Annotated in this window: 14 protein-coding genes; 7 read left to right on the top strand and 7 right to left on the bottom strand. The window is 70.4% G+C overall.

Annotation, left to right across the window (positions count from 1 at the left end):
- From ETD86_RS47675 to ETD86_RS47690, 4 genes are all read right to left on the bottom strand, one after another.
- The coding region (locus ETD86_RS47675) for a serine/threonine-protein kinase (RefSeq protein ID WP_138673239.1) at window positions 1–929 on the bottom strand (929 nt) is incomplete at its 3' end.
- A 37-nt stretch (window positions 930–966) separates the two neighbouring features.
- Window positions 967–1,899 carry a YihY/virulence factor BrkB family protein gene (locus tag ETD86_RS47680; protein ID WP_246149366.1) on the bottom strand — a complete coding sequence of 311 codons (933 nt, stop codon included), beginning with the start codon at window positions 1,897–1,899 and terminating at the stop codon, window positions 967–969.
- Between the two features lie 56 nt (window positions 1,900–1,955).
- Window positions 1,956–2,330 (bottom strand): YccF domain-containing protein, encoded by a 375-nt coding sequence (locus tag ETD86_RS47685; protein ID WP_138673240.1) that lies wholly within the window; start codon window positions 2,328–2,330, stop codon window positions 1,956–1,958.
- A 42-nt stretch (window positions 2,331–2,372) separates the two neighbouring features.
- On the bottom strand, window positions 2,373–3,137 hold the full coding sequence (locus tag ETD86_RS47690) for a TIGR03084 family metal-binding protein (RefSeq protein WP_138673249.1): 765 nt from the start codon (window positions 3,135–3,137) through the stop codon (window positions 2,373–2,375).
- A gap of 55 nt (window positions 3,138–3,192) precedes the next feature.
- On the opposite strand from ETD86_RS47690, the gene ETD86_RS59460 reads away from it, so the two are divergent.
- The 6 genes from ETD86_RS59460 (at window position 3,193) to ETD86_RS47710 (ending at window position 7,064) form a co-directional block, all read left to right on the top strand.
- On the top strand, window positions 3,193–3,321 hold the full coding sequence (locus ETD86_RS59460) for a hypothetical protein (RefSeq protein ID WP_281287094.1): 129 nt from the start codon (window positions 3,193–3,195) through the stop codon (window positions 3,319–3,321).
- 133 nt (window positions 3,322–3,454) lie between these two features.
- Window positions 3,455–3,538, top strand: a complete 84-nt coding sequence (locus tag ETD86_RS60410) for a putative leader peptide (protein WP_311132608.1) — start codon at window positions 3,455–3,457, stop codon at window positions 3,536–3,538.
- Between the two features lie 106 nt (window positions 3,539–3,644).
- Window positions 3,645–5,333, top strand: coding sequence for a nitrite/sulfite reductase (locus ETD86_RS47695; RefSeq protein ID WP_138673241.1), 1,689 nt, complete (start codon window positions 3,645–3,647; stop codon window positions 5,331–5,333).
- Complete coding sequence (locus tag ETD86_RS47700; RefSeq protein WP_138673242.1) at window positions 5,330–5,581, top strand: hypothetical protein; 252 nt, start codon at window positions 5,330–5,332, stop codon at window positions 5,579–5,581. The genes ETD86_RS47695 and ETD86_RS47700 overlap by 4 nt, the downstream gene beginning before the upstream one ends.
- Window positions 5,578–6,306, top strand: coding sequence for a phosphoadenylyl-sulfate reductase (locus ETD86_RS47705; RefSeq protein ID WP_138673243.1), 729 nt, complete (start codon window positions 5,578–5,580; stop codon window positions 6,304–6,306). The genes ETD86_RS47700 and ETD86_RS47705 overlap by 4 nt, the downstream gene beginning before the upstream one ends.
- Window positions 6,288–7,064, top strand: coding sequence for a sirohydrochlorin chelatase (locus tag ETD86_RS47710; RefSeq protein WP_425465703.1), 777 nt, complete (start codon window positions 6,288–6,290; stop codon window positions 7,062–7,064). Before ETD86_RS47705 ends, ETD86_RS47710 begins: the two co-directional genes overlap by 19 nt.
- Window positions 7,065–7,077: 13 nt before the next feature.
- On the opposite strand, the gene ETD86_RS47715 is transcribed toward ETD86_RS47710, so the two are convergent.
- Window positions 7,078–7,800 carry a DUF1707 SHOCT-like domain-containing protein gene (locus ETD86_RS47715; protein WP_138673245.1) on the bottom strand — a complete coding sequence of 241 codons (723 nt, stop codon included), beginning with the start codon at window positions 7,798–7,800 and terminating at the stop codon, window positions 7,078–7,080.
- 181 nt (window positions 7,801–7,981) lie between these two features.
- On the opposite strand from ETD86_RS47715, the gene ETD86_RS47720 reads away from it, so the two are divergent.
- Complete coding sequence (locus ETD86_RS47720; protein ID WP_246149370.1) at window positions 7,982–9,319, top strand: ankyrin repeat domain-containing protein; 1,338 nt, start codon at window positions 7,982–7,984, stop codon at window positions 9,317–9,319.
- A gap of 217 nt (window positions 9,320–9,536) precedes the next feature.
- Here ETD86_RS47720 and ETD86_RS47725 read toward each other — a convergent pair whose 3' ends face one another.
- Window positions 9,537–9,890: a hypothetical protein gene (locus tag ETD86_RS47725; RefSeq protein ID WP_138673246.1), complete on the bottom strand. Its 354-nt coding sequence runs from the start codon at window positions 9,888–9,890 to the stop codon at window positions 9,537–9,539.
- Window positions 9,891–10,189: 299 nt separating this feature from the next.
- Complete coding sequence (locus tag ETD86_RS47730; protein WP_138673247.1) at window positions 10,190–11,392, bottom strand: serine hydrolase domain-containing protein; 1,203 nt, start codon at window positions 11,390–11,392, stop codon at window positions 10,190–10,192.
- Between the last annotated feature and the right edge of the window lie 180 nt (window positions 11,393–11,572).

Here is an 11,572-nt window from a genome sequence, read left to right on the forward strand (position 1 = left end):
GGAGTGCCTGGCTGGCTGCCGCGCTCCTCCCACGGGCGCACCACGGCGAGCGTCACGCCCGCGCCCAGGACGGCGGCGAGCACTCCGACGACGACCGGCGTCCACGTCTCCGACACCATCCTGGTGGCGGCGGCCACCGGCACTTCCGTGCGGCCCAGCAACTGGTCCATGAGCCCCTGCGCGGTCGGGCGACGGGCCGGGTCCTTCTCGAGCGCCCGCTCCACCAGCGGCCTGATCCGCTCGTCGAGCCCGTCCAGCACGGGCACGTGGTTGATGACCCGGTAGACGACCTCGGCGGCCCCGCCGGTGCCGAACGGCGGCCGGCCGGTGCCCGCGTACGCCACCAGGGCGCCCCACGAGAAGATGTCGCTCGCCTGGGTGACCTGTTCGCCCTTGGCCTGCTCGGGCGACATGTACGCGGGCGTCCCCATGCTCTGCGCGATGGTCACGGGAGTGACGGTGTCGGCGAGCTGGGCGATGCCGAAGTCGATGACCCGCGGCCCGACCGGGCTGAGCAGCACGTTGGAGGGTTTGAGGTCGCGGTGCACGACCCCGGCCTGGTGGATGGCGGCCAGCGCGGTGGCCACGCCGATGGCCAGCGCGTCCAGGTTCGAGCCGGTCAGTGGCGCCCGCCTGACCACGGCCGACAGATCGGGGCCCTCGACGTACTCGGTCACCAGGTACACGGTCCCGCCGTCGAACCCGGCGTCGAGCACGGGCGCGGTGCAGAACCTGGCGACCCGCCTGGCGGCCTCGGCTTCCTTGCCGAACCTGCGCCTGAACTCCTCCCGTGCGGCCAGCTCCGGCCGCATCGTCTTGAGTGCGACCCGCCGCCCCGCGGAGTCCTCCGCCAGGTAGACGACGCCCATCCCGCCCTCGCCCAGTTTCCTGACGAGGCCGTAGGGCCCGACCCGCTGCTGCACGTCCATCGGGTGGATTATTCCGGAAAGCACCCGTTCTGTGGCTCTATTTGGTGCGACTCTCCCCCGGCCAGAGCCGATCGACCTCGGCATTGAGAATGGCTCCGATCAGCACCGCCAGCGCCGTGATGTAGAGCCACAACAACAACGCGATGGGCGCCGCCAGCGAGCCGTACACGGAGACGGGCGAGAACCACGCGGCCAGCACCGCACGCAGCAGCGCGGCGCAGACGATCCACAGGAACAACGCCAGGATCGCGCCGGGCAGTTCCCGGTACCACTTGGTCCGGACCGGCACGCTGACGTGGTAGAGCACGGTCAGGAAGAGCACCGAGCCGACGATCACGACCGGCCAGTAGAGTATGTCGATCATGACGCCGTACTCGCCGGGCAGCGTGTCCTTGAGCAGCGTCGGCCCGACGATCAGGATCGGCATGACGATGATGCCGATGAGCAGGCCGACGATGTAGAGGCCGAACGACATGAGCCTGGTGCGGATGATGCCACGCTCCTCGCCCAGGCCGTAGGCGACGGAGATGAGGTCCACGTACACGTAGAGGGCTCTGGAGCCGGACCAGAGCGACAGCAGGAAGCCCACCGAGATGATCGACACTTTGGCGGCGTTGTCGCTGAGCACGTCCGCGATGAGCGGCTTGACCACCTTCGTCATGGCGTCTTCGGTGAACAGCAGCCCGGCCTGCTCGATCACCCACGTCTTGACCTGGAGGACCACGGCGGGGCCCAGCCAGGTGCCGAGCTTGCCCAGCACGCCGATCAGGCCCAGCACGAAAGGAGGCAGCGACAGCAGCGCGAAGAACGCCGCCTCGCCGGCCAGGCCGGTCACCCGGTAGGTGACACCGGCGTTGGTGGCCGCCCGGACGATCGCCCACGACTTCGTGTCGAGCACCCAGCTCAGCCTGGCTCTGGCGTGGGAGGCGAGGCCTCTCTTCGGCCGGGGCGGCGCTTCGGTGGACGTCATGGCACCCAACGTATTCGCAGTGACTCTTCGGCACAGCTTACGTCCCGGCAGCTGCCCTAGTCGTCGTCGACAATGCGTGCGCCCAGCGGAAGGAGGGAGACCGGGATCATCTTGATGTTCGCGACGCCCATCGGGATGCCGATGATGGAGATGAACAGCGGGATCGAGGTGACGACGTGGCCGATGGCGAGCCAGATGCCGGCGACCACGCACCAGATGATGTTGCCGACGAGGGAGAAGACGCCCGCGTCCGGGTCGCGTACGACGGTCCGGCCGAACGGCCACAGCGCATAGGCGGCGATCCTGAACGAGGCGACGCCGAACGGGATGGTGATGATCAGGATGCAGCAGATGACCCCGGCCAGCGCGTAACCCGCGGCCAGCCAGATCCCGGCGAACACCAGCCAGATGACGTTCAGAATCGTGCGCATGCTTCCAGCATGTCAGCGCGCGCGACCGCTGCGTCCCTGATTTCACCCTGATCTGGGCGCCCGGCCTTTGCCAGGGGGACCGGCGAACGCCTGGGCGATCTCCATCCAGGCCCGCGCCGGCTCTCCTTCCATCTCCAGCGCCGTGTCGGACAGGTGCACACGCTGGGTGACGACCAGGCAGAAGTCGAGGATCGGCCCCCGTACGACGGCGGCCGCCTCCGGCGGGCCCGCCGTCCACGTGGTCCCGTCGGGCATGGCCAGCTCCACGCGCACCGGCTCGGCCGGCTCGGGCAGCCCGCGCACGGCGAAGCCGTACGACCGGGCCCTGAACCCGATCATGGCCACGTGCCGCAGCCGGACGGTCGGCTCCCTGACGACGCCGAGCGCGTCGGCCACGTCCTGGCCGTGTGCCCAGGTCTCCATCAGCCGCGCGGTGACGAAGGACGCGGGCGACATCGCGGGCCCGAACCACGGCACCCGGTCGCGGGCGCCCAGCGCGGCGAAGGCCTCGAGGCTGCGGCCGCGGGCGGCGCCGAACCAGTCGCGCAACTCGGCCGGTGACATCCCGCGCGCCTGCGCGGCGAGGTCGTCCACCGACGTGAAGCCCGCCAGCGAGGCGTGGAAAGCGCCGGGGTCGGCGACCGCCCGGACGGCCATGTCGTCGAACCAGGCCAGATGGCTCACCTGATCCCGGATCGCCCATCCCTCGGCCGGCGTGGCCAGCTCCCAGTCCTCGTCACGAAGGGGCTGGAGCAGCGACTCGAAGGAGGCGGTCTCGGCGCGGAGATCGCCGAGCAGCTCGGCCATGAGATCCACGCGCGCCAGCCTAACCCGAGCAACGTTCTAGGAGAATAATGCAGGCGTGATCTGCCAGAGTTGCAAGGAGAAACGCCACGAGGACTGCCGCGGCGGCTCGTGGTGCGACTGCCAGCACCAGAGCACCGAGGACAAGCCCAAGGAGAGCGAGCTGGGCTGGCGCCGCCAGGGCTGAAAGATCAGACCCTGCTCCGTGCCGATCCGCTCGGGGGACGTGGCTGGATGTCCTCCCTTTGCCGCGGATCCAGCTGAGTCCACACTCTGGACCCCGTCTTGGACATCCCGGAGGGCCAGGGTATCTTCAAAGCATGCCAGCGGACCCCATGCTCGTCGGTCGACGCCACGTCGACCTCCAGCGTGTCCGCAGTGCCATCTGTTGCGACGCCCGCTAACTCGATTGTTTCTGCCGCTGAGCGCGTCGCAATCCTCCCTCGCATCCTGCCCTCGACGATGAGGCTCGAGGAATCCTGCGCGCGCCCATGATCCGAAGGACGCGCAATGAGCACCCCTGCCAGCCGCACTCCTGCCAGCCGGCACCACAAGCGCCCGCGCGGCGAAGGCCAGTGGGCCCTCGGTTACCGTGAGCCGCTCAACAAGAACGAAGAGAACAAGAAGAACGACGACGGCCTCAACGTCCGCCAGCGCATCATCGACATCTACTCCAAGCGTGGCTTCGACTCGATCGACCCCGCCGACCTGCGCGGCCGCATGCGCTGGTACGGCCTCTACACGCAGCGCAAACCCGGCATCGACGGCGGCAAGACCGCGATCCTGGAGCCGGAGGAGCTGGACGACAGCTACTTCATGCTCCGCGTCCGCATCGACGGCGGCCAGCTCTCGCTGGCCCAGCTGCGCACGATCGCCGACATCTCCAACGAGTACGGTCGCGGCACCGCCGACCTGACCGACCGCCAGAACGTCCAGCTGCACTGGATCGAGATCGAGTCGGTGCCGGACATCTGGGAGCGCCTGGAGGCCGTGGGCCTGTCGACGACGGAGGCGTGCGGCGACACACCCCGCGTGATCCTGGGGTGTCCGCTGGCCGGCATCGACGCCGACGAGGTGCTCGACGCGACCGAGCAGATCCACGAGATCCAGGAGCGGGTCGTCGGCAACCCGGCGTACTCGAACCTGCCCCGCAAGTTCAAGTCGGCGGTGAGCGGCTGCCCGGCGCACTGCACGGTGCACGAGATCAACGACGTGGCGTTCGTCGGCGTGGTCAACGAGCAGGGTGAGATCGGCTACGACCTGTGGGTGGGCGGCGGCCTGTCCACCAACCCGATGCTCGGCAAGCGGATCGGCGTGTTCGTCCGCCCCGACCAGGTGACCGACGTCTACGAGGGCGTGGTCGGGATCTTCCGCGACTACGGCTACCGGCGGCTGCGGCACCGAGCGCGGATCAAGTTCCTGGTCAACGACTGGGGTGTCGAGAAGTTCCGCGAGATCCTCGAGACCGAGTACCTGAAGGCGCCACTGCCCGACGGGCCCGCCCCCGAGCAGCCGCGCGGCAGCCGCCGCGACCACGTGGGCGTCCGCCCGCAGAAGGACGGCAACTTCTACGTCGGCTTCGCGCCCAAGGTGGGCCGGCTCGACGGCGACACGCTCCACACGATCGCCGACATCGCCGAGCGGCACGGCTCCGGGCGGGTGCGTACGACCGTCGAGCAGAAGATGGTCATCCTCGACGTCGCGCCCGACCAGGTGGACTCCATCGTGGCCGAGCTGGAGGCCAACGACCTGCAGGTCAGGCCGTCCACGTTCCGGCGCCAGACGATGGCGTGCACCGGCATCGAATACTGCAAGCTGGCCATCGTCGAGACCAAGGGCGCGGCCGCCCACCTGATCGACGAGCTGGAGCGCCGGCTGCCCGACTTCGACCAGCCGCTGACCATCAACGTCAACGGCTGCCCCAACTCCTGCGCCCGCATCCAGGTCGCCGACGTCGGCCTCAAGGGTCAGCTGGTGGTGGACGAGAACGGCGACCAGGTGGAGGGCTTCCAGATCCACCTGGGCGGCTCGCTCGGCGTCAACGCCGGCTTCGGCCGGAAGGTGCGCGGGCTGAAGACCACCGCCAAGGCGCTGCCCGACTACGTGGAGCGCGTGGTGAAGAACTACGACGCCCAGCGCAAGGAAGGCGAGTCGTTCGCCGACTGGGTGCAGCGCGCGGACGAGGCGGACCTGAAATGAGCACGCGAGCGGTTCCGTTCCACTGCCCCTACTGCGGCGACGAGGACCTCGAACCCTACGAGGGCGAGCTGAACACCGGCGGGCCCGCGGCGGCGCCGAACACCGCCGGGTCCGCGGCAGCGCACCACACCGCCGGGTCCGCGGCAGCGCACCACACCGCCGGGTCCGCGGCAGGCGCCGGCTGGTACTGCCGGGCCTGCGCTCGCGCCTTCAAGCTGAAGTTTCTCGGAATCGGAGTGAAGATATGACGCTGGTGGACATCGAGGTCGGTTTGAGAGAGCAGCGTGGCACGCTCGACCTGCAGGACATCGTCGAGTCGGCCGCGACGTTCCTGGAGGGCGCGCCGGCGCGGGAGATCATCCGCTGGGCGGCGGCGACGTTCGGGGACCGGCTCTGCCTGACCTCCTCGATGAGCGACGCCCTCCTCATCGACCTGGTGAGCAGGGTCAAGCCTGGCGTGGACGTGTTGTTCATCGACACCGGCTACCACTTCGCCGAGACGATCGGCACGCGGGACGCGGTGCGGCAGGTCTATGACGTCAACGTGATCGATGTGAAGCCGTCGCGGACGGTCGCCGAGCAGGATCGTGACCTCGGCCCGCGGCTGTTCGGCCGCAACCCGGACCTGTGCTGCTACCTGCGCAAGGTGGAGCCGCTGAACCGGGCGCTGGAGCCGTACCTGGCGTGGATCTCCGGCATCCGCCGCGACGAGTCGTCGAGCCGGACCAGCACCAAGGTCGTCGAGTGGGACGCCAAGCGGCAGATGGTCAAGGTCAACCCGATCGCCGCCTGGACCCAAGAGGACGTCGACAACTACATCGCCGACAACGGGGTGCTGATCAACCCGTTGCACTACGACAACTACCCCTCGATCGGCTGCGCGCCGTGCACGCGGCAGGTCGCTGAGGGAGAGGATCCGCGCAGCGGGCGCTGGGCGGGCCTGGGGAAGGTCGAATGCGGCATTCACCTGTAATCCCCAGGAGGGGACTCGTCCCGTTGGCAGGCGGGGCGGCCCCCGGTGGCGTGCCACTGGTGGCGGTGGCGCACGGGTCTCGCGACCCGCGTGCCGCCGCCACCGTGGCCGCGCTGCTCGACCAGGTGCCGCTGGACGTTCGCGTCGCGTACCTGGACCACTGTGCTCCCACGCTCGGCCAGGCCCTGCACGGGCTGGAGGAGGCCGTGGTGCTGCCGCTGCTGCTCACCGAGGCCTACCACAGCCGGGTGGACCTGCCCGCGGCGCTGAACGAAGTACGCGCGCGCGAGCCGCGCCTGCGCGTGCACTACGGCACGACGCTGGGCCCGCACCCGTTGCTGCGTACCGCGCTGGAGCGGCGGCTGGCCGAGGCGGGCGTGCGGCTCGGGGACCCGGAGACGGCCGTGGTGCTGGTGTCGGCGGGTTCCAGCGACGCCAGGGCCAACGCGGTGATCTCAGGGCTGGCACGGAGATGGCGGCGCGCCGGCTGGTGGTCGGTCGAGGCCGCGTACGCCTCGGCCGCCGGCCCCTCCCCCGCCCAGGCGGTCGCGGAGCTCGTGCGCGCGGGCGCGCCGAAGGTGGTCGTGGCGCCGTACCTGCTGGCTCCGGGCTACTTCGCCGACAAGGTGCGGCGCAGCGCCCTGGAGGCGGGCGCCGCCGTCGTGGCCGACGTGCTCGGGCCGGCCCCGGAGCTGGTCGACGTGCTGGTCGAACGTTACGAGGCGGCGCAGCGGCGGCCGGTGTCGCTCGCGGTCTGACGCCGTTGCCGAGTCAGTAGCCGCGCCCGTAATCCCCGCGCTGGTCGCGCAGCTGCCTGCGCAGCTCGCGGCCCTCGCCCCGCAGCTGCCTGCCGAGCTCACGCCAGTCGTCGCCGTGCAACTGCCGCCAGTGCTCGCGCCAGGCCGCGAAGGTCCGCTTCAGCGGCTGCGCCCGCGAGTCGCCGAGCACCTTGACGTCACCCATGATGGCGTACGCGTGCACCCGCACCACGGGCACGTTCATGCCCGGCGGCGCCTCCAGCACGTCCACCTTCTTGTCGCCCATGACGGCCACCCCGTCGAGGTCCACGTTGACCCCGTCCGGCACGATGATCTTCACGTCACCCATCACGGAGACGGCCGTGATGTCCACCACGTCCGTACGCACCTCGGCCTCGCGCAGGTCGAGCAGCACGTCCCCCATCACGGCGACCGCGCCGAGCTCTTGGTCGATCCGCCACTTCCCGCGCCGCTTGGAGTCGCCCATGATGCCCACGAACCAGCGCCGCTTCCTGCCCTCGCGGGCCGGCACGGGCGGTGCGGGGACGGCGCCGGCGGCCGGCAGGTCCTGGGTCAGCATCGCCAGCTCGGCGTGCGTGGTGGCGGTGTAGGCGGCCTCCGTGCGGTCGGTCAGCTCGGCCAGCGTGAGCCTGCCCTCCACCGAGGCGACACGGAGCTGCTCGACGACGGCCTCGCGCTCGGCATCCGAGGCGCGGACCTCACCGGGATCAGTCATACTCGCAACATATCGCGTCTTGCCCGGATTGACGCTCCTCCTTCCGGAGGAGAAGTGTCAGGGCAGAACTATGCACATTCGTCATGGGCGTTGAACCCCTTCGGGCCTGGGGCGCGTACCAGTCGATGACATGGCCCTAGCTTGGCCCGGGGCGCGGCCGGACCAGGCTAGGGTCCGTGTCATGTATGAGGAACAGCTCTACCGCGCGGCGTTGAACGGCGATAGCGAGACCGTGGGCAAGCTGCTGGCCGGCGGCGCCGATCCCAACAAGCCCAGCGAGGGCGAGGAAGAGGGCCTGCCGCTGTGCGCGGCCGCCGCCTGGGACCGCCATGAGGTGGCGAGCACGCTGCTGGCGGCCGGCGCCGAGGTCAACGGCCGGGAGACCGGCGGCTGGACGGCGTTGCTCTGGGCCGCCTCCAACGGCCACGCCGCCACCGCCAGGGTGCTGATCGAGGCAGGCGCCGACGTGGACACCGCCAACGACGACGGCGACACCCCGCTCACGCTGGCCGCCAGGCGCGGCGCGCTGGGCGTGGTGCAGGTGCTGCTGGAGGCGGGCACCGACGCAGGGAAGTACGACGGCGAGGGCGACACGCCGCTCGACATCGCGGTCGACTGGGTGGGCGTGCACCTGGAGAGCGCGCTGCTCGACCAGATCGAGCAGGAGGGCTGGGAGTACGTCGTGGCCCGCCAATACGCCAAGGACGGCACCGAGCTGGTCACGGTGGCCGGGCGTTCGCCCGACGGTGAGCAGACCGAGCAGGTCCAGGCGCAGCGGGGCCACGCCGCCATCGCGACGCTGCTGGAGGACGCGACCGGGGTCTACACGCCGGTGGAGCGGCTCGCAGCGCGGGCGCTGGCCCACCGCGACATCGACGAGGACGCCGAGACCTGGTGGATCGTGGCCGACACGCTGGGCAAGCGGGCCGACGAGGAGACGTACGAGGCGCTGGCCCGGCTGTGCGTGAGCGAGGACGCCAGGGAACGGGAGTTCGGCGTGGACACGATCGCCCAGTTCGGCTTCGCCGACGGCGAGAAGCCGTTCCTGGAGCGCACCCTCCCGCTGCTGCAGAAGATGGTCACCACGGAGAGCAACCCGCAGGTGCTGCGCTCGGTGCTGGCCGCGCTCGGCCACCAGGGCGACCCGCGGGCGCTGCCCGCGGTCCTCGACATCATCGGCCGCCCGGGGCACAAGCGCACGATGACGGACGCGATCGCGCTGGCCGACGTGCTGCCGCCGGACCACGAGGAGGGGCTGGCGCTGCTGATCGAGATGTCCGAGGACGAGGACGCCGAGATGCGCGACTGGGCCACCGCCGGGCTGGCCGGGCTGCGGGCCGACACGCCGCGCATCCGCGAGGCCCTGGCGGCCCGGCTCGCCGACGCGGACCTGCGTACGGTGGCCGAGGCCACGCGCGGGCTCGCCGTCCGCGGGGACGACCGGGCTGCGCGGGGCGCCGAGCGGGTGCTGGCGGAGAGCGACGACGAGTACGCCAGGGACCTCGTCACGCAGCAGTAGCGCGAGCCGGAGGATTCAGGGACGGGACGGGGGCGGTCACGTCGCCTGTCCCGAGGAGCCCTCTCTCGTCATGCGCCGAGCCTGGACGATGGTCCCGGTTCCTGTCGCGGGTTTCCCTGAAAGCCGACAAATGCCGCAGCCATTCTTTTGGCCGCGGCATTTGTCGCCGGACGCTCCGAGAAGACGTTTTCCACTCAGCTCGCCCTTTGTGCGGTTGTTAGAACCATCCGTCGACCCACGACGCATGGTCGTCCGTGAAGGGGTCCCACGATTCCTTGGTGTCCTCGGTGTCCTCGATGTCCTCGATGTCCTCGTGGGGCTCCTTGATCGGCTCCTGCGGCATCGGGACCGGCTGAACCGGCGGCCGCACCGGCCTGTGGCGCTTGAAGTCGTTGTGATCCTTGTTGAAGTTGTGGATCCTGACCTGGTGCTTGTGGTGACCCCGGTGTCCCCACCAACCTCCGCACTTCCAACCGCAGCCCAGTGGCGGCTTGTCGCCCGTGCTGTACGAGACCCCTGCCGTGACGGTGGAGCTTGCGCCGGCCACTCCCTGGCCCGCGGGAAGGAGCATGACCCCGGCGGCCGCGGCAGCCAGGGCCAGTGTCGCGACGCGTGCATGGCGACGCGCGCGCGGTTGCCGACTTTCGCTGTTCAGGTGCATTCGATTTCCGTTCATGCGTAGATCTACCGCGATTCCGGCGCCTATGCGAGAAGGCTTCCGGACAGAAGCAGACGTACCCATGCGCACAATCGCGCTTACCTCTCTTAATCCAAACAACCCGTCAAATCACTTGAGGTACCAGGACTGGTTGCCAAACAATATTTTGTGCTTGTTTGCGAGAGCAGAGGCGTATCTCGGGGCTTTCCTCTTCAGTCGTCGATGGCCGCGTACGCCAGGGTCCAGAAGTCCTGGAACACGCGTGGCGGCAACGGCGAGTCCAGGGCGCGCTGGGTGAGCAGGATGCCGACCATGTCCTCGGCCGGGTCGGCGTACGCCTGGGTGCCCAGGCCGCCGGTCCAGCCGAACCGGCCCGGGCCGACGGCCAGGTCGCCCGCCCCCATCGCGTCGACCGCGAGCCCGAAGCCCCAGCCGCCCGATCCGAGGAACATCTCGTTGCCGGCCTTCTGCGCGGGCGTGAGGTGGTCGGTGGTCATCAACTCGACCGCGGGCCTGGACAGGATCCGGCCGCCGTCGTACCGGCCCTTGCTTAGCAGCATGCGGCAGAAGGCCAGGTAGTCGTCGGCGGTCGAGAGCAGGCTCGGGCCCCCTGCGCCGGACGCGAACACCGGCGGGCGGTCCCACGCGCCCTCGCGCGGGCCCGGGCGGAGCGCCGGCGCGCCCGTCCCCGGAGTGGGGGCGTACGACGCGGCGAGCCGGTCGAGCTTCTCCTTCGGCAGGTGGAAGCCGGTGTCGCGCATGCCCAGGGGCTCGAAGATCCGCTCGCTCAGGAACTCCGCGAACGGCCGGTCCGTGGCGCGGGCGATCAGCACGCCGAGCACGTCGGCCCCGGTGTTGTACATCCACGCCGTCCCCGGCTGGTGCACCAGCGGCAGCGAGCCGAGCCGCTTGATCCACTCGTCCGGGCCGAACGCCGGCCCATCGGGTCCGATCCCCAGCCCGGCCTCCGCCATCGCCCGCTGGATCGGGCTCTCGCTCAGGACCAGGCCGGCGCCCAGGCGGAAGGTCAGCAGGTCTCGTACGGTGATCGCGCGCTCGGCGGGGACGGTGTCGTCGAGCGGCCCGTCAGGGCGGCGCAGGACCCGGGGCGCGGCCAGCTCCGGGAGCAGGCCGCCCACCGGGTCGTCCAGGCGCAGCCGGCACTCCTCGACCAGGATCAGAGTGGCGACGGCGGTGATCGGTTTGGTCATCGACGCCATGCGAAAGATGGTGTCGCGCCGCATCGGGGCGTCGCCGCCGAGCTCCAGGGTGCCGAGCGCGGCGACGTACGTCTCGCCGCGCCGGTGCACCAGCGCGACCACCCCCGGCACGTCGCCGGCCGCCACCGCCTGGGCCAGTGCCTCCCGCATGCGCTCGAGCCGCTGCGCCGACAGCCCTCCGGCCTGGTCACCCATGGGGGCCCCTCTCGTTCCGTCGTCTCTCGCAGGAACAGACCGCGCGCGGACGCGGAACTCATCGGTCCTGACACCCCGGCTCACCCCGAGCTGCCCGTTTCCGACCCGCCCCTCGTCCGGGCACGCCGCTCGAACGTCAGCGACCGGCAGGGCCGCCGTGGCGAGTGGGCAGGGCCGGGG

This window comes from Nonomuraea turkmeniaca (assembly GCF_005889735.1).
In the GTDB taxonomy this organism is placed as follows: Bacteria; Actinomycetota; Actinomycetes; order Streptosporangiales; family Streptosporangiaceae; genus Nonomuraea; species Nonomuraea turkmeniaca.